Raw genomic sequence first — 25,843 nt, forward strand, 5'->3', positions numbered from 1 at the left:
ATAAAAAAGAAGAACAGCCTTTAATTAGACTGTTCAATCTGTACAAGCATTTCTTTTCGATCCGTAGGTTTCGTTGTATTCAAACGATAAAGTTCCATATCTTTTGGCATGCGATTAATAAATGGGACTAAAGATGCTCCATATTTAATCAAACCACAACCACTTTGAGCATTGGTGATATAACTCATTTGTTCTTCACTGATCTTTAATAAATCAGCTAAATCCTCTCTATCATTAGGCGACTGATTTAACATAACAATAAACTCACTGTTCGATAACATAGATGTGCCTTGTTGACTAGATAAAAGATACTTCACATTTTGGGTAATACCCGTAGGAAAAGCATCACGCTTTCTAAACTGTCTCCAAGCAGAAGCAAAGAACGTAGCACTTTCTTCATTCTCAAAAATAACATGAATTTCATCAATAAATACATGAGTTCGTTTTCCTTTTTTCCAGTTCGAAATAACACGATTCAACATGGCATCCGTAATAATCAATAATCCAATTGTTTTAAGTTGTGTTCCTAGATTAAAGATATTATAAGAAATAATACGATTAGATACATCAACATTCGTTTCATGAGCAAAAATATCAGATGTACCTTCAGCAATATATTCCAAACGTAAAGCAAGCGTTCTTGCTTCACTTTCTGGTTGCTTTAATAATATATTTCTTAAAGTTTTAAGTGTTGGCATTATTTTTGTTTTTCTATACTCTGCATAAACAATAGATACACAACGGTCAATCAAACTTCTTTCGATCGGTGTAATTGATTTATTTTCTCTGTCTAACTGTTCAAATAAAGACATGATAAATTGGGATTTATCTCCAACTGGATTTCCAGAATCACCATATCCTTCTTCCATATCCATAGGGTTAATATGATCTTTACTTCCTACGGATATTTCAATCACTTCGCCACCAAATTCTTTAATGATTGGATCATATTCACCTTCGGGATCGCAGATAAGGACGTCATCATTGGTGGACATAATAATAAATTCAATTTCTTCTTTTGTTAAGAATGATTTACCAGCACCCGGAACCCCTAAGATAAAAGCATTGGGATTTTGTAGCAATTCCTTATTACATAAAATAGGGTTATTAGTAATAGCATTTTGACCATACCAAATACCACCTTTATCCATAATTTCCTGTGCTCTAAATGGAATAAATACCGATGCACTTTCAGTAAGCAATGTACGAGTTATATCTAAACGATTCACTCCAATAGGAAGTGTTGTTAATACTCCGTCTAATTGTCTTTTAGAAAAGAACAATGTCGATAACTCACACATATACTTTCTAGCAATAGACTTGAGTATTTCCGTATCATTATCTAATTCATTTTTTGAATCTGCAAGATGAGTAATCGTAATATTACATAACATCATTCGTTGATCACGAATAGTCAAATCATCTAAGAACTCTTTACATTCTTCTCTTTGTAGTTCCATATCATAGGGAATAACCGCTGAAAAGTTATTATTTGCATTTTGACGTCTTTGCCAATTTGTGATATTGGTATTGACACCTAATAACTTATTTTCCATTTCTTTGACTGCTTCATCCGTAGGAACGCTAATAATATCCATTGAATACATAAGATTACGATTTAAATCGCATAGTTCTGAAATAAAACTATCTTTAATAAATCTTGAATAATTGCTTAAATATAAAACACGTCCATATCTATCTCCAAACATGAAGCCTTTATGATTAAATTTTGGAGCATAAGGACAAATAACATCTTTAAAAGAATGACCTTTATTAGCGGAATCCTTTAAATCAAAAACGAATTCTTCCTCTTCTCCTCGATAAAAATCATGTAATATTTTTAAGCGATCATAGACATCTAACTCAATACAGCCACTTCCTAATTTAGAAAAATGAGAAGTTAGCTCAGTTGTAAGTCTAGAAAAGAAAGAACGTGCTTCCGCTATATTGTTTCTAAAAATGGTAATTGTAATATATTTTTCCTGAACAATATCATCACTTTCTGCCAGCTTATCTAATAACATATGATTATATTCTTTGCGATAAAAATCTAATTTGTCATTTTGCAAAGGTATCAGAATATCTTCTTTAAACTGCTTTAAATCAATTTTACGATTATTAATCGTAATCTTTACCATCATAGAAGAATCAAACGAATTCAATAATTCTCCATAATTTAAGAATAAATCCATTTTTTCTTCTTTTGATGCAATCGAATAGTTGATATCTAAAAAGCGATAACTCTTAGAATATCTATTTCCCATACGAAAAATACCATCTTTGTAGATGGTATCAATGGGAACAGTATCTTGTGCAGATTTCGGTATTTTAAATTTTTCCTTATTTTGTTTCTTTAATTTTGCGTAACTTTTTATCATTTTTACCTAACGCCTCCTTCTTTTGTTTCTCAAAGACATCTTTAAATAATTCTTGATATAAATTAAATGGTTTATATATTAAATCCGTCTTTGACAATAAAAAAGAATGCCAAGCAGTTAATACAATCTGTTCAGCATTCATGTTTTGATATGTGATAAAGCCAAGTGATGCAAAAGGTGCAGCACCTAGCATACATAACCAACTGGTCATTTCCATTCCTAAAGAATCAATACATAGAAAGTACATCAATACAGCTACTATACAAGCAATGACTGAAAAAAAACATTGTCGAATAGATAAGCCAAGAAATATACTCTCTGTATAATTCCTTACTTCTTTATTTACTTTGATTTCCATAAACTCCTCCAAATAAAAAAAACAGCACAATGCTAGTTCATCAATACCCTTTAGAAAGAAAATTCATTTCTTCGGTAATTTCGTCGTTATAACTTGCTACTAATTCCGTTACTCTTCCTTTTGCCCAATTATTAGTTTGTTTTTTAGTAAGCCAAAAAGGATTTTCCCAATATTTTTCGTGAATGATAGCCATAACATATTGGCAATTATTGTTGATTCGTTTTATATAGTTATAAATTTTATCAGCATCTGCAACAATTGTATTAAATTCGTATTTATCTTTAAATTTAAATTCGAATGCTACAACAACTTCTTCAATGTGATTTATCAAGTATTTTTCATCACAATCCTTTTTCATTTTTACAACAACCATATCTGGTCGATAACCTAATTCTTTAAATTCTGAACCCAAATATTCAGTATATATGCAAAGATTGTTTTCATTTAATAATTTACCAAGTTTTGTTCTTAGATGATGATAAAAAGCGCATTTCAATGTGTTCTTCTAACAATAATCCTTCAAGATAATCTTTATTAATATTATTCTTCCAAGTTTCACAAACTACATTAATGATTTCATCGACTATACTTTTCTTCATTTGCATCTCTCCTTATTGCATTAGATTTTGTTACATATTTTTATGTTTTCATTTTACCATCTTTAAAATTAAAATGATATAACATTTATAATCCCATCATTTCTTTCACAATTCTATCACTCATTTTAACTGTTCCAACAAGCACTAACATGTTAAAAATCAATTCTCCAGTATAACTCCATACCATACTAATTGCACTCGCATTTGGATCTATCACTGGTGGTGCAGCTGCAAATGCTGAAAAGATAATACAAGCAAGAACTATGATTGCACCCTCTAAACATACACCTGCATAAGATTTCATAAATGTAACTGAAATATTTTGTGTTGTTTCCCCAGCAGAACAAGATAATGGGACAGGAGAAATTGCTGTGTACATATAGAGTTTAAAGAAACGACCATATACAGTTAAAATCATAATAAAAGAAAGTATGGTGATAAAAATACCACCCAGTAATGTTACTGCCCATAAGGGAATACTTTCTAAAAATCCGCAATCACTTACGGCATCAATGATTTCTTGGGGCAATACTGTCTGACTTGCACTACCCAGTCCAACAGTAGTCATGATGGTAGAAGTAATACCTTGTATTATTTCAAATACTGTTACCATCAATTCCATTCCATATACGACAAGCCCTCTAGCAATCGCAAAGCGTAAGAATAATTTTAATGCATGTTCTGGTCGTTTTATTTCTGTTAGATTTGTGCAGGACTTAGCAACTCCATAAACAAAAAATAATACGAGAAGCGCAAGTCCTATCGCAAGCAATGCTCCATGAATTTGAGTTATAATATTCCAAATACCACCACCTTTAAATTCTTGAGGTGATTGTGTGAGCAAGGTCCATATTTCAGCTAGTTTTTGATTCCATGTCTGTATTGCATTTTCTAAGTTATCAATAATTCCATCCAACAAAATCACTTCCTTTCAAAGAGATTGTTAGTGTTAGCCACCAACAATCAAATTTAAGATTTCTTTAGCGAAAGTAATAATGATTCCACCGGCAACAGTTAAAAATCCATTGGCTCTTTGGCTCGGATCATGGCTTTTCAAAGACAAACCAACTTGAACGACACCAAAACCAAGTAAAATCATACCTACTGCACGAATCAATCCAAAGATAAAATTACTTAAATTATTAACCACAGTTAATGGATCACCTTCTGCATGAACTGGTAATACGCCCATGCTTAATGTCATAATCATAACTGCATAAAAGATAAAATATTTCGTTGTTTTCTTATTCCATTTTTTCATTTAATGTTCCTCCGTATTCTTTTCAATTTCAGCAAAGTATTCTTCCATATCTTCTTCAGAATATAATTCATATTCATTATCGGATAGAACAATATCTTGCCAGTTTTCAAAGTTGTGTTTTATAACACCATGATGATAAAGCAATGCCTTGCCATCTTTTGTATATTTAATATTAGGGTGCTTCAATATATCATATTTTTTATCAAAGATAGGTCGTTCGCCTCGAATAAAAAGTAAAGCATAATCATTATCAAGTAGTCTTACTTCATCAGCTGTTAATAGTTCACGTCCTGCTTGTTGATAGTTTGTAGAATAGTTTCCACTACGTCCAGTTGACTTACCATAGGTATTTGTATCTAAAGTTTCTTTTCCTAAATACTCGCTCATAAATTTATGTGTGGATTGTTCATTACCACCGAGATAATAAAGTTCATCACAGTTACCAACAATAGATTCCCATGAATCTTTATACAGTGCTTTGATTTGAGCTAGATTTTGAATGATGATTGATACAAATATTTGTCTTGAACGCATCGTACTTAGTAATTTATCAAACTCATCAGGTAATGCAACATTAGCGAATTCGTCCATCAAAAAATGAACAGGGATAGGCAATTCTCCTCCATGAACAATATCTGCTTGATAATAAAGCGTTTGAAATAATTGTGTATATAACATACCAATAAGAAAGTTAAATGTAGAATCATTATCTGGAATTACGGCAAACAACACAGTTTTTCTTTCTCCCATTTGTTCAAGTTCCAATTCGTCTACGGCAGTAATACTGGCAATACTATCTAAATTAAAAGCTGCTAGTCGTACACCAACAGAAATCAAAATTGATTTAGCGGTTTTTCCAGCAGCTTGTTTGTAAATCTTATATTGTTTTACGGCTAGACTTTGGGGTTTTCTCATTTCCAGTCTTTCAAATAGTTCATCTAATGGACTTTGGTACTGATCATCATCTTCTCTAACTTCAGCCGATGCAATCATTTCCATGACCATTGTAAAGTTTTGTTCATCTTCTGGCGCTTCATGAATAAGGTATAAACATAATGCTTCTAATAAGGCAGTTTCTGATTTTTCCCAAAATGGATCATTCGTTTGACTTCCTTTAGGTGTAGTGTTACGAATTAGGTTTGTTATCAATTTCAGTACATCTTTATCATCTTGAATATAATGAAATGGATTATAACAATGACTTTTTGACATATTGATTAAATCAACAACTTTAATGACATAACCTTCTTTTTCAAGTAGATATCCTGTATCTCTTAAAATTTCGCCTTTAGGATCTAGCACGACAAAACTCGTATTGCATTGCATAATATTGGGCTTTCCATAAAATCGTGTCTTTCCTGCACCACTTCCACCAATGATTAAAGAATTTAAGTTTCGCCGATGTTTTTTACCATCCAACCCTAATCGAAAATGCTGGGTAAAAAGTTTGTTCTCAAATACATTTCGATTTGCATATTTTTTATTCACTTTAGAACTATTTGCCCATTTTGCAGAACCATATTCCTCTTTCCTACGATAGTTTTTAATTGAAGATAAATAAATTCCAATACCCATCAAATACATAAGTACAAAAATAAATATTGTTTTTAAAGTATCTCTGCACCAAGTAATAGCAAAAGGATGATTCATAGCTTCAATGAATTGAGGTAAAGCATTCAATAATCCATCATGCATATAGGGAGCAAATAACAATGCTCCCCATATCACTGGTACAACAAGGATACCTAAAAGAATATACTCATCTGTTCTATCTTTCTTCATAAAATCGATTCTTTTTATTGATTAATGGTGCATCACAAGAACGCACAATAAGATCATCAATAAAATCAAATTTCTTATTGTCATGGATTTGCTTATCCTTTAATAAAGTTAATGCTTTGATAATGATTCGTCTTTCCATATCGGTAACGACAATTGAATAATGATTTTCTTTCATCATTTATTAGCGAGAATAAGAATCTCGTCTTGTTTGCTTTTCTTGGCGATTTTGTTGTTGCACATAAATACCATGTTCCATACGTTCAACAACACTATCTTTTAATATTTTGATATTTTCTAATTCACCCTTAATATCTTTTTGTTCCTTACCTTCAAAATGATGATAAATGTTATTGACAAAGTCTTTATCATAATGCACCAATCCATATTTTTGAGCAATCATATAAGCAGCACTTTCTGCCATAAATCTTGCTTCACTTCTTGAATTGAATTGATCTGCACAATCAATAAAACAATACTCACGAATTAAACCAGTAAGCATTGCTTCAGGTTGCAATCCATTTTTAACAAATAAAGAATTTCTATCTCTATCAAAATAAACATCTTTTGGCATATCTGAATCTTCTGAAACGATTTCTGGTTTAATATCAACTCGATGAACAATAGCTCCAACAAGTTCTTTGATATTAAATCTTGCAGGTAGGGGAGGATTATTATCTTTTCCATTTAATTGACTAATATCAAATACAGTTTTTGGGTTGTAATTGATTCCAATAGAACCATCTTGTCTTTGATATTCTTTTCCAGGTTCTAAAATAGTAATTCCTTTAGCACCTTTTTGAACATATTTATTCATCTCTCTCCAATGCGTGTAATCTTTCAAGATGGTAGCATTTGGGTTTTGTGCCATAACTAATAAAGTATTGGTGACAGTGTAATCCAAAATACTTTGTAATTTTAGATATTGCAAATATTGATCTGGATTTTCAACTGCTTTAAAAGTTTGCTCATTTGCCATATTGAATAATGCTTGTCTTTTTTCTTTCATCATCTGAGCATATTCTTCTTTTGACAATCTTGGTTTTCTTTCTTGTTGTTGTGGTTTAGTATGTTCATCATTAAAAACATCATATATATTGTTCATGATTTAACGCTCCTTTTTCTTTCTTTTATGTTTTGTTTTCTTTTGAGGATATTTTGATTGAGATTGTTGTTTGTTTTTCTTCATCTCTTTTTGTTGTTTTTCTTTAATATCCTTGAGTTCTTTACGAACGGATGGTCTAACTTCTTTAGTAGTATCCTCTGCGACGTTTACTTTCTCTGATGTAGGCTCGAACAGATTGTCGCTCGTCTTGTTGCGAGCCAGAGTGGGGTTTTCGTTTTGTGGAGTTTCAACCTTTCTCTCCTGTACCGTAGAATTCATTAAAGCATTGACTAATTCATCATGTTCTTTATCAGTAAGTGTAGGAACATCTTGCAGTGGATTTTCTTTCGCATTCATAATAGATTCTCGAATAGCCTTTGTATCAATGGTAGCAAGTTCAAATTTATCTACGATTCGACTAATCTTTGAAGCATCTTCAGCACGTACCATAATGTCACAGATACCATCGGTATTGTTTTTTTCTTTTAGTACAGAATATAAAACTCCATAACGTTTTGCTTCTTCACAGAATTTCTTTAAATCTTCATGACGAATTGCAAATACTTTCAGTTCTTTTCCAGACTTCAATAAAGAATCTAGTCTTGCTTTTCCTTTCACTTTTTTCTTGTCAGTAAGTATTGCATATAAAGTAGCAGCCAATGATCTTGTCATCTCACCACCAGCTTTTAATGCGACATTGGCAGCAACTTCAATTCCTTGCAAAGTCATTCTAACGATTTGATCGGATGTTTCTCCCGTGTTCATGTTCGTTATTCTCCTTTCTTTCTTGTTCAATCATTTTCATCTTGTTCTTCATTGTTAAAGAACGCTGACGAATACCCTCATAAAGCACCACCTCCTTTCGTAGTTCCTTAATCTCATTTGATAATGAAGATATATCTTGTTGAAGCTGTTCCTTTAATTCTGGCTTTCGACAACGTTTCACTTTGTTGTAGATACATCTTCTTTCCTTGATGAGATTATCTAATCTACTTTTTGCAAAATATTCATTGGCATCTAAATCAGCGATATTATCAATTTTCTTTTTTGAAATAAGAGTTACTTCTTGGGTTATCTTATCCATATAGATAAGATCTTCTTTCAATAAAAAATGCACCTTTTTTTTATTAGGTGCATTCTTGGGTAAAATCCCCATCATATACATATATTTAAAATATAATGCCTTAAATCCGGTAATCTTTCTTGCTTTCGATAAATTACCTTTATAATAAAGTGTCTGTTTTTTAGGTTCGGATATAGACTCCCATTTAATAACCGATTGAGCTAAAATCATATCCTTAATGTTATCTTCAGTATAGGTATTCTTTTTATCTAAACTTCTTAATCGAACAAAACGCTCTTTTCCTTTAGGTCGGATTGCAATGTGTTTTCCAAATTTAATTTCATAGCCTTGTTTTTCTAAATTTGAATAGAATTGTTTCATGGTCATTGAATGACTGATAGCATAATCAACATCATCACGAATTACAGAACGCCATGTTGGTTTATGATTTTGTTCAGCCATCCATTCAGCATAGTGCATCTTTCTATTTTGAGGATTTTCAATCACCGATAACCTATACTTTCTACATAAATCATCGGAACATTTTCTCATTTTTTTATAATTCTCTTTATTATCTTTATATTTCTTACCATCAATAAAAGATACTGAATTGATAATAAAATGATTATGGAAATGTTTTTTATCTAAATGAGTGGATACCAAAACTTCAAAATGATCTCCCCACATTTCTTGTGCTAATTCAATTCCAATTTGATGTGCTGTTTCTGCATCTACTTCACCGGGAACAAAAGATTGATAAGCGTGATAGGCAAGAATACCATCTGTCTTATTGAATCCTTTTTTGGTAATCATCATTTCTTTATGAGCCGTCGCAAGATTGCAATTCAAACCAGTAACATATAATTGCTTTTCTGTCTTTAAATCATTGGTCGTATAACTGATGGCTTGTTCTAAACCATTATAGTGATAACTGTTTTCGTGAACTTCTGTTTTATTAGGATTAGAAGCATAATTCAATACACGTTGAAGATTATCTTTCACATCCCATATTGCTGTTGTTGCCATTATGATACTTCCTTTGGTAAATAGACTTGCTCACGAATTTCTACAATCGAATTGTTTAAAGTTTTCATATCTTCCTTATATTTCATAATATCAATACTTCCTGTTTTATGAGCAATAACTGTTAACTGATTTAAGTTATTTCCAATCTTTCGTAACTGTTTGATGACTTCTTGAAAATCATCACTTGGTAATGGTTGTGGAATTCTATTCTTGATTAACAATAATAAATAGGCTTGTTGCGATAAACCACAACCATGAACGTATGTTAGAAACTGTTCGTATTCTTTATCGTTCATGGCTACTTCAACACGATGCGTTCTTTTTCTTTTCTTCTTCATAAAATCTTCCTTTCATGGTGGGTATTAGGGTTCAACCCTAACAAGCGATTTTGTGTACGGACAAAATCAGTGCTTGCTACAATACAGGACATTCTATAAATGTCCCATTTCACCCGTTGGGTTAAAGAAGTTTTTCACTCCTTCTTCTAATTTTTCATACTGATTTTTTAATGAATTTAATTCTTTCAATTTACCGGAAATTTCATTTATTTCTAATTCAAGTTTTGATTTTTGAGATGATTTCAACTCCTTTTGTTGTTCCAATCGATGAATCTCTTTGTTTATTTTTTTAATCAATGTGCATCATCCTTTCGTATTTTTTACTTGCCGATGAAAAAAGGAAAGACAATATTTAAATCATCTTCCCTCAATATCTTTCATTCTTTTTTCTTTTAATACAGTAAAAACTGTATCAACATAATCATTTTCATCTAATACAATTTCTTCATTTCTATATTTTTCTTTTACTTTTTGTTCAGCCTCTTCACGAGAACTAGCTGTAATCGTGATTTGTTTTTGAAGTGTTTCTGTAATTTCCACTAAATATTTTTTCATGTTGTACCTCCATTTTTAAAATAAAAAAAGAGCAATTCATAATGAATTACTCTTTATTAAATAACTAAAGCATACCAATAAATCAAAATTTATACTTATTTTATACAGTTTCCAAAACAGAATAAATAAATGCTAATTTATAGTCCTTTCTTTTTAAAGTGTTCGCTATCTTCGTTAAGATGTTGAGCCCTTTATCCACTACAATCACTCCTGTTTCTACGTCACTGTTAACATATTTTAATCGAAACAATACATATTGAATTTCTTCTTTTTCATATTCTTTAGCTATTTTTATAGCTTCTTTATAATTATCCAAAGTTATCTTTCCATTATTTTTATCAAATAAATCAGATATTTCCTTATATAATTTACTTTCTTCAGCTAATGGTTTCATTTTAAATTCTCCTTTTCAAATTCTAATTTATCGTTATCTAATATTTATTGGATTTCACTTTCAACTGATAACTACAAGATAGATTCATCCATTTTAGATAAAAAATCAAATTGAATTACTCTATTTTATACAATGGATCTACTATTTTTTTCTTCTAATTTTTTTATAAGATAAGGTTTAATTGAAAATCCGATAATACCATTAATTTTACTTTTTTGCCTCTGACTAATACTATTCTTATCTCGTTTTCTAAACATATCAAGCATAAATTGATAATCATTATAACCATCAAAACCATTAGATTGTGAATCTAATGCACCTTCATCATAAAGGTATTTTATTAGTTTTTTTGTAAAATATTTAGAATTTAATTCAATTCGTTCTCTATTTTTAATTGCATTTAAAAGTTTAAACATTTGTTCGATGATAATTGTGGTTTGATCTAAATCATCACGTTCAAACTTCTTTATGCACGATGAACCTATTGGATATAGAATTCGCTTTGTATATATATTTTGAATTGTATAAAGATAACGGATATTTTCTTTTCCACAAACACAAAAAGAATTACATTGTTTATCCTCTTCCCAATCAATAATTTCCCATTCTTCAACTGCTTCTTCCCAAGTATCTCCGTAAGAATTGTAGAGAACTTGTTTAATAAGATTTCTATAATAAGAACTAACCAATTGCTTATCCTCCTTGATACTGTACTACTCTTTCTTTTGCTTCATCTTTCAAGAATTCAAAATTATTATCAAAAAATATTTTAAGATTAGTAAATCTTAGTAAAGAGTTTCTATCTTCTTGTATTATTGTCCATGTATCTGCATAATTATTCGCTAAACATAGTGAAGAATCATTCACAAAATCGATAAACTGTTCTTCCTTGTTCTCATATTTATCAGCAAAATCAAACGCATAATTTTCTTTGAGATATTGTTCTAAATTTCTTTTATTATGCAATACATGATCTAAATTGCAAGAGAAATAATATGTTTCAATTGGGAGTGCGTACACTTTTGCAGTAGAATGAATCATATTTAAATTTCTAGATTTTCTTTGATTTCTATCAATTGCATCATTAGGACGATTTGTATATATTCCATCATCTTCATAGCGGAATGAAATATCATTTTCGGAAAAATAAATATAGGAATCATCAATATAACATCCATCACTATCTGATAGGAATATGATTTTTTCAATATGCTTTTTCTTAATACCATGGTTATTTTCTAGGAAACTCTTAATTACTCTAGTAATACGTTGTTTCATATTTAAATTACGCACTTCAGGATCTAAACTCGCAGTTAAATCGCATCTTAGAACTTCAAAGTGTATTTTAGTACTATCAACTAATTCAGATAGAATTGGCTCTAATGCATCTTTATCACTTAATCCTTCTACAAGAAATAATAGAATTTTTTTATTCATTAAAAGAACCTGCCTTTCTAAATGCACGTTTAATTTTAAAATTCTTAGTTTCTTCGTAGATAGGTTCACATTGTCCGCCTAAAAGAATGTTTGTATAATAATAATCTCGAACATTATTATTTGATTTGATTCCAGTTAATTGAATATAACGATTATTTGTATTAGCAGTAGTAACGATAATAGATTTATATGATAATTTTTCTAGTGCCCTTAAATTGTGAGAAGTAAAAACAAATTGACCTTTTGCAGATTCATCAATAATTTCAACTAACTCTCCTAACAAATATTCAAAAATACCAGAATCAAATTCATCAATCATTAAACAAATAGAATAGTTATTGAATGCAGCTATCATTGAACTGATAACAGAAATTAAGCGTTTAATACCTTCAGATTCGTATTTTAGGGGAATGAGTTTATTATTTCTGATGCTAACTATTTCAAAGTTAATACCATCTTCCCCGTTTTTTAAAAATTGCTTTTTCTGATTTGTGATTTCCAATCGTATTGAAGGGATAATTGCATTTAAAACAATATCAATTTGCTTGATAACTATTTCTAAATCTTTAAATACTTCCATAGGCATTTCATTAGGTTTCAATAAATTGACAGCTATTTCTCCCATCTTTAACGAATCATTCTTAGAAAGGTATAAGTTAATTGGAACATAAGTATTCAAATTAATACTACCCATCACATCATTTTCGATAATGATTAAGCTAGTTTCAGCATAGAGTGGTAATAAACGTAATACATCAATTAGTCTTTGATCATCATTTCGAATTGTATTTGTTAATTGTTCCAATAATATTTTATTATTTCTTTTGTGAAAGATAAAAGAGGTCCCTTTTTCAATATCTTGTGCAACTCGTAATTCAATTAAACTATCCTTAGAAATCTTATTCGCAAGTTTCTTTAAAACAATTTCTTGATTAGTACATTCAATTAAAGTTACTTGTGGTTTCCATTTATTTTCAGTTTCAGAATATTCCTTTGATACGATTTTTTCTGAATAAATTTGATATTTTTCATCAATCAAGCCAATCAAAAAAGTATAAGTTACCAACTGCTTTGAAGCCATAGAATTTATAAAAAAAGTATAACTAATTTCCGCATTTTCACATTCATTGTTAATAAATTTATCAAAGTAATCTGGTAATTTATTTCCAATTAAAATATTCTTTAATAGTTTTGTTACCTCTAAAACTGTTGTTTTACCTGAACCATTTTGACCATAAATACCCAAGACAGATTTTAAATCATGAAAGTTTCCTTTCAAAATATTACTATATTCATTAAAACTAATTTTACCATGGCATACATTCTTAATACCGTTTATTTTAATCTCTTCAATCCTAACTAGTTCTTTCATATAAATATACCTCCATATCTATTCTATCAAACTTATATAAGTTGTCAATATTTAAATAATGATACAAAATGTATCTTTTTGTAAAAATATAATATTAATATATCAAATTATATTTTTCTATTATTTAATATACTTATATTCTTAATTATTAACAGTCTTTAGTATCGTATTCTTACAGGATTTGTCGTTGTGTAAATTAAGATATAAATCAGTGTTATTAGAATGATTATTTAGAGATGTTTCTAAGGTAATTAGGGCAGTAGATTCTTGTATAGACTTATCAATTACATAAAATAGATAATATTCTTTACAACAATTAACTATTTCTTTATCAATACATCTGCCATTTAATAAATAATCAATAACTTTTTCATCATTTTCAGCATGAATAAGAAGTCAAATACGGAGGTAATTATCTTTTCTAAATATCATTCTTTTTTTCTTTTAATACTTCAAATTCTGTATCAACATAATCACTCTCATCTAAAACAATTTCTTCATTTTTATATTTTCTTTTGCTTTTTGTGTAGCTTCTTCACGAGAATTGGCTGTGATTGTGATTTGTTTTTGAAGTGTTTCTGTAATTTTTACTAAATATGTTTTCATGTTATACCTCCTTTTGAGCATAAGAAAAGAGCAACCTATTTATAAAATTACTCTTTAATAATTAATCAATTTTGTTGTAAATATAATAAGCCTATTACTTTTAATTATTATTTTCAAAATGATTAATAATATAATCTATCATATCATTTAAGTCTTTATTTGATAAAGGAAGTTCCCAATCTGTTGTTTTCATTTTTATAAAAGCATTAGATACCTCAACATTTTCTTTTGTCTTCGTTATATTATCTTCTTCAAACATTATTCCTATACGATCATATAATATATGAATATTTTTAGTGCATGGATCAATATCAAAGCTTTGCAATGAAATAAAAACATACTGTCCTTTATATTTAGTTTCTATATATTTGTGATTTGATAAATCATATTTTTTCTCTAACTTTCTATTAGAAGTATAATTATGTTTCCCACTACCTCCGCAATAAAGATTTTTTTTACAATACTTTGTTCCGTCTTTTTTAGTGAATAAGTGATTTCCATCTTTATCAATTTTGCTTGCCAAAGAATCTATTATTTTTTTTCTTTCATTTTCCCTTAATGTATTGTATTTCTTCTTAATATTTAAAAAATCGTCCATACATTCAAATCCTCCTTTTTGAATTTTAATACTAATATTTCACATTCTAATATGAAATACAAAATGTTTTATCTATATATAACCTTAAGGTTTTATTTTCAACCAATCAAAGAAATGCTGGCATTTTGTTCTATATTAAGCTACAAAGATAGTAGAAATTTTAATTTGGTTAAATATTTCAAAAAGATATTATTTTGAATTTACTATTCTCCTCTTTTTGCTTTTCGCCATTCTATCTTCAGATAAAGTCTCATAATATCTCTAAAATATTTGATGCTTTGTTGTAATTCTCTAATTTCTTTGTTAGTGACTATAAGGTTATCCTCTATTTTCTTCATTTGTATCTCTAATTTTGGATCAAGCAAAGGAATACTATATATTGGCTTTTCATTACCATATTCATCATATTCGTAATCTATCACATGCTGTGGTTCTAAAAGGTTACTATATAATTCTTTTTCTGCATTCTTTAATTGTTTTCTAAGATATTTTTGCTTAGGTTTAATTCCATTTTTATAATATTTTAAAAAATCATAAAATAATCTTTCAAGAAAATTAATAATATATACATTCTTTCCTTTATTATTAAATTCATTCATTAATATATCTTTATCATTTTCTTTAATATACTGATTTTCACCTTTTTCTGGACCAAAGTATAAAATTAATAATTCATTCTTTTCTCTTGCTAATGAAATCAGTTTATATATCTCGTTTTGATTATCTTCATTTAAAATTTTATAATATAAGGAAATTAAATCAGCAGTATGCTTTCTTGCCTCTTGTATCCATTGTATTCTTGATTTTGCTACTAAATCAGCATCAATTTGTTTTTGTTTCCATTTTTCTTCGAATTTCTTGTTCTTATATCCTAAATAAAATGCACTACCTGCAGATATTATTGCTGATACCATAACAACCCAATCATTTGGCTCGAAGGATTTAATAAATTGTATAAAATTCTCTAATTCCATATGTTTGTATCACCTCAAATTTTATATAGAATTATTATCTCATTTTCAAATATTAACTACAATATATATTACTTAATTAAACAATATTTCTTTAATCTAACTTTCATTTTTAACAAATCATTAAAATCCTTACACTTTGTAGGATGTTCATCAATGATGTTATATTTATCCTCATAATGATACATAATCTTTAATGTTGTATCTTTTCCAGCTCTATCATTGTCTAAATGAAGATATAAATTTGTAATACTTGGATGGTTATTTAAGAATGTTTCTAGTGCAATCGGAACAGTTGAATCTTGAATAGATTTACCAATTATAGTTGCTCCTGCAATGGAAAGGTAATTATCTTTTAAATAGTCTCGACCACTTCTTTTCAATAAAGTCATATAAGAAAGTAAATCAATTACGGATTCAAAAACATGAAGGGAATGACTATCACTATTCGTAATTGAAAAACTGTATTGTTTATCACTGCCTAATACATCTTTTTTCCAGTTATCATCAGTTGCTCTTTTACATGCATATTTTGGTATTCGCTGTTCATCGTATCCAATAAAGACAATAGAATGATCATTCTCAGCTTCATAAAAAAGATACTGTTCTTTACAATACTGAACAATATCTTTATCTATACAGCGTTCATTAACTAAATAACTGATGGCTTTATCATCATTTTCAGCACGATATGGTAATCGAAAACGATAATTTGATTTTACTTTTTGTTCTATTTTTAATGGTGGTTGATTATCAAGCAAGTCATTAATATGCAATGCCGCATCTAAAAAATCCCATCCTTCAACTTCAATAAAATACTTTAAAGCCGTTTTACCTCCAATCCCTTGAGCCCACCAGCACCATAATCCATTCGATAAATGTAAAGAAGAATGTGTTCTTGTTGTGTAATCCCCACGACTATTTTTAACTAATTCATCTGGCTCATAGTTTTTAAAATAAGTGAGTAAGTCCAATTCTTTTACTCGTTTTAAATCTTGTTTACTAATACCTTTACGTTTGCTCATTATGATAGTCCTAATTCATTTAAACATTTTGATAATAAATAAGCAGCATCTATAAACGGCATTTGTTCTACGAAAACAAGATATTGAATAGCACTCTTACCACTTAAATGAAGTTCTTTCCATTGCCATTTTTTATTTGTAATAATCAATCCATGATGGATACACGATTCATAATGTCTTCCAACTTTGACAATACTATTGGGTTCAAATAGTTTTAAATATGTGAGAAGATCAATTTGTTTAATGATGGTTATTTGTTCTTGAGGAACAAATTTTAATAATTTTTTATTCATACATTACATTCCTTTCCATGATAAAAGGGAGTCAAACAAACTCCCTTATCTTGATATTTCATTTTTTCTAGATTCGATTTCTTCAGTTTCATCATCTAACGATACTTCAGCGTGATTATCTTTATTGCCAATATCCAATTCCTTATTTAATTCAGACAATCGAGAAGATTTTTCTTGAAGTTCTTGTTCCTTTTCAAAAGGACGATTGACTTCTTCTTTTGCATTTTCAAACTGATGTTCAATATCAACTAATAATGTTTTTTCAGTTTCTAATTTTTTAGAAATAGAATTGATTTGATTATCCAAACGAGTGATATTTCCATAGACATCATCACCTAAGTCGACAACATATTGAGCATTCTTTTTCAAAGTGATCTTGTGATAATTATAAAAACTGTCATAGGATAATAGCATTTCAAAATCACGATATTGACCAATTGATTTAGAATCTGTTGTTTTATGATTCTTACATGCAAGCAACAATGCATTACCTGCCAATTCTTTTTCGTCATAGAACTTTCCATGAACTTTCATACCAGTAAACTGTTCAACATCTTTTGTAGTTTCAAAATCTTTTTGATAATTTGAAATTCGTTCTTTAATAGAAGCAATCTTCATTGGATAATATTTGATAATCTTATCTTCCAAGTCATATCGTTCACTTAAATAATTCGCTTTTGCCAGTTTTAATTTACTGACTTGAATATCCAAGTCCATCTTTTCTTTAATCTTTGGATTTCCACTTGCTAATGCCTTGATTTCTGCATAATTTAACGAAGCTTCATCAATATCTTCAGCACTTCGAACAGGCGATTTACTTGTCATGATTTGAGAAATGAACTTTTGTTTATTTTCTACTAACTGATACAAATACGCATCAAAGGTTTGTTCCGTAACATAACGATAAATATAAACATCACTATTTTGATTACCTTGTCTGACAATTCTTCCTGCTCGTTGTTCTAAGTCACTAGGACGCCATGGACAATCTAAATCATGAATCGCAATCAAGCGGTCCTGAACATTTGTTCCTGCACCCATCTTTTGTGTCGAACCTAATAAAATTCGTACTGTACCGGCACGAACTTTTGAGAATAATTCTTTCTTCTTTACATCGGTAGCAGCATCATGAATATAAGCAATTTCACTAGGCGGAATACCATAATCAATCAGTTTATGTGCTATATCATCATAGACATTAGTATAGGGAATATTTTCTGATGAATCTAAACTTTCAATAAAAGTCGATGATGTTTTTGATGGTGTAGACATATCACAAAAGATAAGCTGCGTTGATTTTTTATCTTTGTTTTCTTCATAAATACGAAAGACATTTTCTAAACAAGCATTCACTTTACTATGTTCATTTTCGGGAAGTAAAGGATTAATTAATCTTTGTTCCAATGCAAGTTTACGCCCATCATTTGTGATTTTAAGCATATTATCCTGTGTTGGATCAACATTACCATCTCGAACTTCTTGCGCTCGATCAGCAAGTGACTCTACAATTTCTTTTTGCATTTCACTTGGTTTTACTGAAATATTTTCATAATGAGCCGTTGGCACTGGTAGATTTAACATATCTGCTGTTTTAATATCAGCTACTTCTTTAAACATATTGATAAGTTCAGGCAAGTTGTAAAATTTAGCGAATCGTGTTTTCATTCGATAACCAGTGCCCTCTGGAGCAAGTTCTATTGCACTAATTGTTTCTCCAAAAGTAGAAGCCCATGCATCAAAATGTTCTAATCCTTGTTTCTTTAAAGCATCAAATTGAAGATAACGTTGAATCGTATACATCTCTGTCATAGAGTTAGAAATTGGCGTTCCTGTCGCAAAAACAATTCCTTTTCCATTTGTTAATTCATCTAAATATTGACACTTCATAAATAAATCTGATGATTTTTGGGCTTCAGTTTGGGATAATCCAGCTACATTTCTCATCTTGGTATATAGGAATAGATTTTTATAGTTATGACTTTCATCTACAAAGATTCGATCGACTCCTAATTCTTCAAAAGTTACAACATCATCTTTTCTTTCATCACTATTTAATTTTTCTAATCGCTTTTTTAGTGTTTTCTTTGTCTTTTCTAATTGTTTAATGGAATATCTTTCACCATTGTTTTGTCTTAAATCTTGAATACCTTGGGTAATACCTTCGATTTGTTCTTCAATCATTCGTTTTTGTCGTTCAATGGATACGGGTATTTTTTCAAACATAGAATGTCCAATGATAATCGCATCATAATCTCCAGTGGCAATTCTTGAACAAAACTTTTTACGATTACTTTTTTCAAAGTCTTGTTTTCTAGCAACCAAAATATTAGCACTAGGATACAATTGAAGAAATTCTGAACCCCATTGTTCAATTAAATGATTGGGAACTACAAACATTGCTTTTTGGCTAATACCCAAACGTTTCAATTCCATACAGGCAGCAGTCATTTCGTAGGTCTTTCCAGCACCAACGACGTGTGCAAGTAAAACATTATTTCCATAAAGAATATGAGCAATCGCATCTTTTTGATGTTTTCTTAAAGTGATCTCCGTATTCATATTTGGAAACTCTAAATGATCTCCATTGTATTCTCTTGGTCTTGTTGAATTGAATAATTCATTATATTTTTGTGTTAAATGCTCTCGGCGATCAAAATCTTTCCATATCCAGTTTTTAAAAGCATCTTTAATGGAATCCTGTTTTTGTTGCGCAATCATGGTTTCTTTTTTATTTAATATTGCGACTTTTTTACCATCATCATCGTATTCATAATCGAAGATTTTTGTCCCTTTAAGATTTAAACAATCTTCAATCAAACGATAAGCATTGGCTCGGTGTGTTCCATAAGTTTTTTCAGCTTTTGCATTGCCACGATCCCAATTCTTATTAGATACATTCCAAGTATCTGTAAATTTAGAATAGGTAATATGGATATGCTGTTTTGCAAAACCGGATGTAGATAAGATTTCAAACATAAACTGTTCATAAATATCGGAATCTATCCATGTAGCACCAAGTCGTACTTCAATTTCAGAAGCACTTAGATCTTGTGGCATTGCCTTTGTAAGAGCATCTACATGGTCTTGATATTGAAGATCAATTAAAGTTGATATCTTTGCGATTTTAAGTTTCTCACGAATATTTCCACTCAAATATTCATCAGCTGTTACATATTCTTCTAAACTAGGTTCATTCACATTTGGGATTTTATAAATCACTCCATGTAAATCGTTAATCATCTTTTCCTTATCGAATCCAGTTAAGGATGACATATAGTCAAAGTCGATTGTAGCCTTTTCAGCTAATGACAACATCAAAGCTTCTTGTGATGTTTCGACACTTTGAACAACTTCTTTTTTTCGTATTGTTCGTTTTGTAAACATATCTGCTTTTGATTTTAATGTGCCATCTTCATTTATATTTTCTAATGAACAAAGAAGATAATAGAAACTATCTTCTCGAAAAGCAAGAGCATTTCCACGACTATTGATCAGTCCATATTGGGCTGTAAAAGTATCATAGAGTTCATTTAAGTGTTTCTGTTCGCTTTCAATCATGGATTCTGGATAATCTTCTTTTTGATAATCAATCAATTTTCTAACACACTCACGAATATCAATTAAACCAGTAATACGATTTTGAGCTGTTTTCGATAACTCCATTTTGACCATCTGACTGTTTTCACGAAAATAAATATCGCCATCGACCATTGTATAACTATAATTACGTACATCAGGATTGGCTGGAATAGATACAATATCCGGTTCATTGGAATCTAATTCTAATTCATTGATAATACTATTTTCAATATGTCCATGAATAGATTGTATTGCACTATCTAATGCTTCTTTAAGGGTAACATCTTCATAAGGTGTTACTGTTAGATCTTCTCGACCATACATATTTTTTGACTTTTCAACATTTCCTAGAATCATATTTGGATGCGAAACAAAGTAACTGTTCATGACATTTCCTTGAGAATCCTTTTCGGTATATAACCATGCTTCATCAACAACCATAGGACGATCTCGTTTTTGAAGAACTAAAATATCGCTGACCGCTTTCGTATTTGCACTTTCGCTAAAGGTATTGTTTGGTAAACGAATTGCTCCTAATAATTCAGCACGTTCACTGATATATTTTCGAACTGAACTATTTGCTTTATCCATCGTGAATCGAGAAGTAACAAATGCAATAATACCTCCCGGTCGTACTTTGTCTAATGTTTTCGCAAAGAAATAATCATGAATATTGAAATGGTACTTATCATAGCGTTTATCGACTACACCAAATTGTCCAAAGGGAACGTTACCGACTGCGACATCAAAGAAAGAATCTGGAAGTTTAGTATCTTCATATCCTTCGATACTGATGTTTGCATTTTGATATAGTTGTTTGGCAATACGACCAGTAATAGAATCAAGTTCAATTCCGTACATTTTAGAATCTTTCATTGATTCAGGAACAAGTCCCATAAAATTACCGGTACCACATGCTGGTTCTAATATATTTCCATATCGAAAACCTAAATTAGAAAGAATCTGATAGATACTCTCAATAACTACAGATGGCGTATAAAATGCAGTTAAAGTGGATTCTCTTGCATTTCTATATTCATCTTCGTTCAGTAAATCTTTCAGTTCATGATATTCATTTGTCCAGTTGGATTTGGATTCATCAAAGACATCGGCAAGTCCACCCCAGCCAACATATTTTGCCAAGATTTCTTGTTCTTCTTTTGTAGCACTATGATGTTGTTTTTCCAAAGAAAAAAGCAGCTTGATGGCTGCAATGTTATTTCTATATCGTTCTTTTGGAGTACCTGCACCTAAATGTTCATCAGCAATATGATAATCAATTTTAGGACTTTCTTTAATTTCCGGTATTTTTTGAATAGAAGCAAAATCTTTTAATCGTTCATATACAGAAGTTGGTATTCCATTTGGAGCATCTTTATCATCATAAACAATGGCTTCGTTGAGTAAGAAATCATAAAACTCTTTTCCATTCCATGTATTATCTTCATCTGCAGCAATAATCTGTTCAAATTCATCATCCCACTGTACTTCGATATCTTCTATATTTAGATAAGATAAAATATCTTCAATCGTTTCTATTTCTTGATACATTCGATAGTCATTTGGGATATCATAATGATATTCTTTTGCAAACTCAGCTAACTGAGTATAAAGCATATCCGAAACTTTGATAGTTTCATCCTCATTATAATAAATACGATAGATACCCTTATGATCTGAAGTTTTATACAATTGCTCACTTTCAATATAATAGTTTTTTTGAATCATATTGTTGAGCCAACTTGATGCATAGTTTTCCATATCCTTAGATACAAATTCTTTTTGTTCTTCAGGAGTATTGTTTAAATCAAACTGAACATTCATCAAAGGATTTTCATAATAGATAGGCGTTAATACTTGCTTTTCTGCATCAATTTTAAAAGTCATAAACGGTTCATTGACTTCTATACCATCTATTTCATAAAAATGAAACATATCTATTGTATGTGTTTTATCATCATATGACAGCATAAGCGGATATTCACGATCGTTTCTTGGATATAAAACAATTAATGCTGATTTTGTTTCAGCTATTCGACTATTTAATTGGGTTAACTGTTGATATAACATATGTGGCATAGTTGTTTCTTGTATAGAAGAAAAACTGTAATCCTGATATGTTTTATCAATTAAATCATTGATGATTATCTTACGCATAACCTCATCACTCGTATATAACTCATATATTTCACGATGTTCAGCGTTTATCGAACCAATAATACTTATCATTTCTGAAGCAATTAAATCTTGAGCTTCATCAATGGTTGTATCACGATCACGAAGAGACGGATAAATAGAAGAACGTTTAATCTTATCAAGAAATAAAGGAATATACTCTTGAATCAGTTCATCTTTTGTTGTTTCTTTTTCTTGGATAGGAACAAGTAAACCATCATTTAGAGGATTTTCCTCTAACACTTTGCGTAACTCATCAGGAGTATAAGTTTCATTAAATAATGGGAATTCTTTATCTTGAAGCACAATCGTATCATTATTTTGAATAATCTCGTATTCTGAAATACCGATATATACCGTATCTCCCATATGCCATTGATATTCTTTGGGAACATCAGCAGGTATTATTTCCTCTGTTTGATTTGATGTTTGTGTGCTTTCTAGTTGCTTACGTTCTTTATCTAATTCATTGTTGATTTGTTCTTGCAGATAAGTAGGATAGTATTCTAATTCTTTTTGACTTAGATAACGATTTGACGCAATCAATTCACTTATCCTTTTTACAACTTTATCCCATTTTAAAGTAACCTTGATTTCATCTTTACGATTTTCGATACTTCGTGTGATCGTGATTCCTTTACCATCATGATCCTCACTAATATATCCAACAGCAGGAGAAGAACCACCAATACCATATTCATGTTTTAAAAAGGCCTCTTTTTCTTTTGATGATCTATGTTTTTGCAACTGTTGATAGATTCGATATTTTCCTTGAGAAAAGCCACTGCCACGAGTTAAAACTCTATCAATTTCTTCTTGTGAAAAGAAAATTCCATTTCTTAAAGATTCTTCATTTTCAAATACAGCATTTTGTTGTTCTTCTAAAGTAGGTATCTGAACATTTGGATCGTAATATCGTGATAATATCAGTCCATCAATTTCATAAGCTACTCGACTCCATGTGTAATCAACACTTTCTAATTGATTATCATAAGTACCATAATAAAGGTGAAGATGCTCATGATTTTTTACATATCCCAAAGGCACACCATCGACTTGCCATTCAACAACATGATTTGGATAACAGTCCTGAATAAAGTGAGCTTGTTCGTCTTTATCGGTATGTTCTTTAAAATATGCGATAATCTCACTTGATGGTTTTAATAACTCTGCTCTATAAATCATGAATTGAAATAATGCATATTTATTGAATACTTTATTTTGATAAGCAAGTTGAACACCTGACATGCCATCCCAATTTGGTAATGTGTATTCATAGTTATCAATTAGCTTGGATATTTCAGATTGAATTTCCATAAAAGATAGAAACGATGAAGATTTCTTATTTAAATAGTTTCCTTCCCAAATGTCTAACCCATGTCTATTTTTCTTATATCCAATATAGTTAAAATCATACCATTGCGGATTTCGATAGGTTTGAATCAATGTATCATCATAACATTCAGAGATAAAAGCAGTGCGTTCTTCATCATCGGTATGTTCTTTAAAGTATTGAACAATGTCTTCTTTCTTTTTTGTTAATCCTATATCTGTACAAAGTAAAGTAGATAAATAATCCATATTAAAAGGTGGTAAACTTTGTTCGTCACCACCTGTATCGTTTAATCCAAATCCTAAATCTAATTGTTGATAATCTCCTTGAGAATTATTTCGTTGGCTATTGATTTCAAGTTGTTCATATAAGCTACCCATTCCATTTGATTGTTTTCTTTGTTCGGTGCTGGATACTTCACTAATAATTGTTGCATCATTGTTTCCATTCTCTCTTGGGCTTGTACTTCGATTTCTTTGAGATGTTGGTTGAGTTGATTCTTCGCTTTCAGTGCGAATAAATGTCCCGGATGATTGTTCTTTAGGTATTGGTATCTTAATCGTGCGTAATGGCTGTTGAGAATTGGTTCGTTCGCCATTAGATTGGGAATCTGGTAATCTCCCACTTGACTGTATGTGATTGTTTTCATGTAAATCGCTCCTTTCATCTTTGACACTATCATTTTCTATTGTTTGCGTTTCTTTTGCAAATGTACGAATCATAATTTCTCGTGCTTTTACAGAAATATCCTGCATTCCCATTTCACATAAATCATGACAAGTCATTCCTAACTGCCCGATTGTATCAAGGGAGTTAAAATTTGTAATAGGATAAAAATCCTGTTCATCAAAATATAAACTTGTATCTAAACCACAGCGATTGATAAATTCAAAGGCAATAGTATTCGATACTAAACTTTCAAATAGTGTTTGTATTTCATGTTCTTCTAAGTACTCTAGATTACTATCTCGATTATATTTAACAAGAGAAGATAAATAATCTTGGCAGTTATCTTGTGCAATAACTTCTGCCATTTTCATTAATATCTCACCTAAATCATTACTTGAATGTTGAAATGGACCATATTTATTATCAATCATTTCAATAAATTCAGGATAGTATTCTTCTTGGATATTCCAAAGGTGTAATGGTTTATTTGTTGGACTTCGTGTATCACTAATATCAAATACATAACGAAGACCATGTCCTTTTTCGTTCAGTAAAGCAATTCCTTTGGTATTTTTCTTAATCCAACGATTCATCTTTTGATTCCATGTATCAAAATCAGCACAGGCTCTTGCGTTAGGTTTTTGAGAATAAATCAAAATTTGATCTTCAAATCGGTATTTATATGTCCATGAAGCAGTTTTTAGAAATGTCATCCAACTTTCTGGTGAAGAAGTTATATGTTGAGATTGTTCTAGCCATAGTTCGTGAACATATTGATATTTGCTTGGCATTTTCGCACCTCCTTTAATTTTGTATGAAAAAAGGAACTCCAACATTTGAAATTCCTAATAATTTAGTATATTTAGTTTTATGAAGGAAAATTAAGCAAATAGTTTATCAAAACTATTTGAAATTTACAGTTCCATTAT

The 25,843-nt window shown here is 30.1% G+C and carries 25 protein-coding genes; all 25 read right to left on the reverse strand.

The genetic code is table 11. From position 1 onward, the window contains the following. Window positions 1–20: 20 nt before the first annotated feature. Window positions 21–2,378: a VirB4-like conjugal transfer ATPase, CD1110 family gene (locus DW761_RS08230; RefSeq protein WP_117517459.1), complete on the reverse strand. Its 2,358-nt coding sequence runs from the start codon at window positions 2,376–2,378 to the stop codon at window positions 21–23. Then, entirely contained in the window at window positions 2,341–2,736 is a 396-nt protein-coding gene (locus DW761_RS08235) for a PrgI family protein (RefSeq protein ID WP_117517461.1), read from the reverse strand. Before DW761_RS08235 ends, DW761_RS08230 begins: the two co-directional genes overlap by 38 nt. A 40-nt stretch (window positions 2,737–2,776) precedes the next feature. After that, complete coding sequence (locus tag DW761_RS08240; RefSeq protein WP_147322389.1) at window positions 2,777–3,148, reverse strand: hypothetical protein; 372 nt, start codon at window positions 3,146–3,148, stop codon at window positions 2,777–2,779. A gap of 40 nt (window positions 3,149–3,188) precedes the next feature. Beyond that, window positions 3,189–3,335, reverse strand: coding sequence for a hypothetical protein (locus DW761_RS21005; protein ID WP_154410888.1), 147 nt, complete (start codon window positions 3,333–3,335; stop codon window positions 3,189–3,191). An 85-nt stretch (window positions 3,336–3,420) separates the two neighbouring features. Further along, window positions 3,421–4,251, reverse strand: coding sequence for a hypothetical protein (locus tag DW761_RS08245; RefSeq protein ID WP_117517465.1), 831 nt, complete (start codon window positions 4,249–4,251; stop codon window positions 3,421–3,423). Window positions 4,252–4,284: 33 nt separating this feature from the next. Then, the gene (locus DW761_RS08250; protein ID WP_233105199.1) at window positions 4,285–4,545 is read right to left on the reverse strand and encodes a glutamyl-tRNA amidotransferase; all 261 of its coding nucleotides are present in this window, start codon (window positions 4,543–4,545) and stop codon (window positions 4,285–4,287) included. Between the two features lie 51 nt (window positions 4,546–4,596). Then, window positions 4,597–6,378 carry a VirD4-like conjugal transfer protein, CD1115 family gene (locus DW761_RS08255; RefSeq protein ID WP_117517469.1) on the reverse strand — a complete coding sequence of 594 codons (1,782 nt, stop codon included), beginning with the start codon at window positions 6,376–6,378 and terminating at the stop codon, window positions 4,597–4,599. Further along, window positions 6,365–6,556: a hypothetical protein gene (locus DW761_RS21010; RefSeq protein WP_117517471.1), complete on the reverse strand. Its 192-nt coding sequence runs from the start codon at window positions 6,554–6,556 to the stop codon at window positions 6,365–6,367. Before DW761_RS21010 ends, DW761_RS08255 begins: the two co-directional genes overlap by 14 nt. Before the next feature lie 3 nt (window positions 6,557–6,559). Then, the gene (locus DW761_RS08265; protein ID WP_117517473.1) at window positions 6,560–7,480 is read right to left on the reverse strand and encodes a hypothetical protein; all 921 of its coding nucleotides are present in this window, start codon (window positions 7,478–7,480) and stop codon (window positions 6,560–6,562) included. 3 nt (window positions 7,481–7,483) lie between these two features. Beyond that, complete coding sequence (locus tag DW761_RS08270) at window positions 7,484–8,245, reverse strand: PcfB family protein (RefSeq protein ID WP_117517475.1); 762 nt, start codon at window positions 8,243–8,245, stop codon at window positions 7,484–7,486. Further along, complete coding sequence (locus DW761_RS08275) at window positions 8,211–9,569, reverse strand: relaxase/mobilization nuclease domain-containing protein (protein WP_117517477.1); 1,359 nt, start codon at window positions 9,567–9,569, stop codon at window positions 8,211–8,213. The genes DW761_RS08270 and DW761_RS08275 overlap by 35 nt, the downstream gene beginning before the upstream one ends. Next, window positions 9,569–9,907, reverse strand: coding sequence for a plasmid mobilization protein (locus tag DW761_RS08280; protein WP_117517479.1), 339 nt, complete (start codon window positions 9,905–9,907; stop codon window positions 9,569–9,571). The genes DW761_RS08275 and DW761_RS08280 overlap by 1 nt, the downstream gene beginning before the upstream one ends. 93 nt (window positions 9,908–10,000) lie before the next feature. Beyond that, a complete protein-coding gene (locus DW761_RS08285; protein ID WP_117517481.1) occupies window positions 10,001–10,204 on the reverse strand; it encodes a hypothetical protein in 204 nt (67 codons plus the stop codon). A 60-nt stretch (window positions 10,205–10,264) separates the two neighbouring features. Continuing rightward, the gene (locus DW761_RS08290) at window positions 10,265–10,462 is read right to left on the reverse strand and encodes a DpnD/PcfM family protein (protein ID WP_117517483.1); all 198 of its coding nucleotides are present in this window, start codon (window positions 10,460–10,462) and stop codon (window positions 10,265–10,267) included. A 100-nt stretch (window positions 10,463–10,562) separates the two neighbouring features. Next, window positions 10,563–10,856, reverse strand: a complete 294-nt coding sequence (locus tag DW761_RS08295; protein ID WP_117517485.1) for a hypothetical protein — start codon at window positions 10,854–10,856, stop codon at window positions 10,563–10,565. Window positions 10,857–10,981: 125 nt separating this feature from the next. Then, entirely contained in the window at window positions 10,982–11,545 is a 564-nt protein-coding gene (locus tag DW761_RS08300; protein ID WP_117517487.1) for a hypothetical protein, read from the reverse strand. Window positions 11,546–11,549: 4 nt separating this feature from the next. Then, a complete protein-coding gene (locus tag DW761_RS08305) occupies window positions 11,550–12,293 on the reverse strand; it encodes a hypothetical protein (RefSeq protein ID WP_117517489.1) in 744 nt (247 codons plus the stop codon). After that, window positions 12,286–13,665: an AAA family ATPase gene (locus DW761_RS08310; protein WP_117517491.1), complete on the reverse strand. Its 1,380-nt coding sequence runs from the start codon at window positions 13,663–13,665 to the stop codon at window positions 12,286–12,288. The genes DW761_RS08305 and DW761_RS08310 overlap by 8 nt, the downstream gene beginning before the upstream one ends. A 483-nt stretch (window positions 13,666–14,148) precedes the next feature. Continuing rightward, the gene (locus DW761_RS08315; RefSeq protein ID WP_199413573.1) at window positions 14,149–14,271 is read right to left on the reverse strand and encodes a DpnD/PcfM family protein; all 123 of its coding nucleotides are present in this window, start codon (window positions 14,269–14,271) and stop codon (window positions 14,149–14,151) included. Between the two features lie 100 nt (window positions 14,272–14,371). Continuing rightward, a complete protein-coding gene (locus DW761_RS08320; protein ID WP_117517493.1) occupies window positions 14,372–14,869 on the reverse strand; it encodes a hypothetical protein in 498 nt (165 codons plus the stop codon). A 203-nt stretch (window positions 14,870–15,072) separates the two neighbouring features. Continuing rightward, window positions 15,073–15,843 (reverse strand): hypothetical protein, encoded by a 771-nt coding sequence (locus DW761_RS08325; RefSeq protein ID WP_117517495.1) that lies wholly within the window; start codon window positions 15,841–15,843, stop codon window positions 15,073–15,075. 68 nt (window positions 15,844–15,911) lie between these two features. Next, window positions 15,912–16,865 (reverse strand): DUF3991 domain-containing protein, encoded by a 954-nt coding sequence (locus DW761_RS08330; RefSeq protein ID WP_117517497.1) that lies wholly within the window; start codon window positions 16,863–16,865, stop codon window positions 15,912–15,914. Beyond that, complete coding sequence (locus DW761_RS08335; protein ID WP_117517499.1) at window positions 16,865–17,158, reverse strand: hypothetical protein; 294 nt, start codon at window positions 17,156–17,158, stop codon at window positions 16,865–16,867. The genes DW761_RS08330 and DW761_RS08335 overlap by 1 nt, the downstream gene beginning before the upstream one ends. Window positions 17,159–17,203: 45 nt before the next feature. Next, window positions 17,204–24,625 (reverse strand): DEAD/DEAH box helicase family protein, encoded by a 7,422-nt coding sequence (locus DW761_RS08340; protein ID WP_394336552.1) that lies wholly within the window; start codon window positions 24,623–24,625, stop codon window positions 17,204–17,206. Continuing rightward, a complete protein-coding gene (locus DW761_RS21835) occupies window positions 24,553–24,927 on the reverse strand; it encodes a TnpV protein (protein ID WP_117517501.1) in 375 nt (124 codons plus the stop codon). The genes DW761_RS08340 and DW761_RS21835 overlap by 73 nt, the downstream gene beginning before the upstream one ends. Window positions 24,928–25,843: the final 916 nt, after the last annotated feature.

The organism is Absiella sp. AM29-15 (assembly GCF_003434225.1).
GTDB classification, from domain to species: domain Bacteria; phylum Bacillota_I; class Bacilli_A; order Erysipelotrichales; family Erysipelotrichaceae; genus Hoskinsella; species Hoskinsella hominis.

Excerpts from the sequence above, each read along its gene's own strand:
- DW761_RS08255 (WP_117517469.1), bottom strand. The coding sequence starts at position 6,378 with ATGAAGAAAGATAGAACAGATGAGTATATTCTTTTAGGTATCCTTGTT.
- DW761_RS08315 (WP_199413573.1), bottom strand. The coding sequence starts at position 14,271 with ATGAAAACATATTTAGTAAAAATTACAGAAACACTTCAAAAACAAATC.
- DW761_RS08250 (WP_233105199.1), bottom strand. The coding sequence starts at position 4,545 with ATGATTATGACATTAAGCATGGGCGTATTACCAGTTCATGCAGAAGGT.
- DW761_RS08305 (WP_117517489.1), bottom strand. The coding sequence starts at position 12,293 with ATGAATAAAAAAATTCTATTATTTCTTGTAGAAGGATTAAGTGATAAA.
- DW761_RS08230 (WP_117517459.1), bottom strand. The coding sequence starts at position 2,378 with ATGATAAAAAGTTACGCAAAATTAAAGAAACAAAATAAGGAAAAATTT.
- DW761_RS21010 (WP_117517471.1), bottom strand. The coding sequence starts at position 6,556 with ATGATGAAAGAAAATCATTATTCAATTGTCGTTACCGATATGGAAAGA.
- DW761_RS08275 (WP_117517477.1), bottom strand. The coding sequence starts at position 9,569 with ATGGCAACAACAGCAATATGGGATGTGAAAGATAATCTTCAACGTGTA.
- DW761_RS08340 (WP_394336552.1), bottom strand. The coding sequence starts at position 24,625 with ATGGGTAGCTTATATGAACAACTTGAAATCAATAGCCAACGAAATAAT.
- DW761_RS08295 (WP_117517485.1), bottom strand. The coding sequence starts at position 10,856 with ATGAAACCATTAGCTGAAGAAAGTAAATTATATAAGGAAATATCTGAT.
- DW761_RS08270 (WP_117517475.1), bottom strand. The coding sequence starts at position 8,245 with ATGAACACGGGAGAAACATCCGATCAAATCGTTAGAATGACTTTGCAA.
- DW761_RS08235 (WP_117517461.1), bottom strand. The coding sequence starts at position 2,736 with ATGGAAATCAAAGTAAATAAAGAAGTAAGGAATTATACAGAGAGTATA.
- DW761_RS08265 (WP_117517473.1), bottom strand. The coding sequence starts at position 7,480 with ATGAACAATATATATGATGTTTTTAATGATGAACATACTAAACCACAA.
- DW761_RS08290 (WP_117517483.1), bottom strand. The coding sequence starts at position 10,462 with ATGAAAAAATATTTAGTGGAAATTACAGAAACACTTCAAAAACAAATC.
- DW761_RS21835 (WP_117517501.1), bottom strand. The coding sequence starts at position 24,927 with ATGATAGTGTCAAAGATGAAAGGAGCGATTTACATGAAAACAATCACA.
- DW761_RS08280 (WP_117517479.1), bottom strand. The coding sequence starts at position 9,907 with ATGAAGAAGAAAAGAAAAAGAACGCATCGTGTTGAAGTAGCCATGAAC.
- DW761_RS08335 (WP_117517499.1), bottom strand. The coding sequence starts at position 17,158 with ATGAATAAAAAATTATTAAAATTTGTTCCTCAAGAACAAATAACCATC.
- DW761_RS08320 (WP_117517493.1), bottom strand. The coding sequence starts at position 14,869 with ATGGACGATTTTTTAAATATTAAGAAGAAATACAATACATTAAGGGAA.
- DW761_RS08330 (WP_117517497.1), bottom strand. The coding sequence starts at position 16,865 with ATGAGCAAACGTAAAGGTATTAGTAAACAAGATTTAAAACGAGTAAAA.
- DW761_RS08310 (WP_117517491.1), bottom strand. The coding sequence starts at position 13,665 with ATGAAAGAACTAGTTAGGATTGAAGAGATTAAAATAAACGGTATTAAG.
- DW761_RS21005 (WP_154410888.1), bottom strand. The coding sequence starts at position 3,335 with ATGAAGAAAAGTATAGTCGATGAAATCATTAATGTAGTTTGTGAAACT.
- DW761_RS08325 (WP_117517495.1), bottom strand. The coding sequence starts at position 15,843 with ATGGAATTAGAGAATTTTATACAATTTATTAAATCCTTCGAGCCAAAT.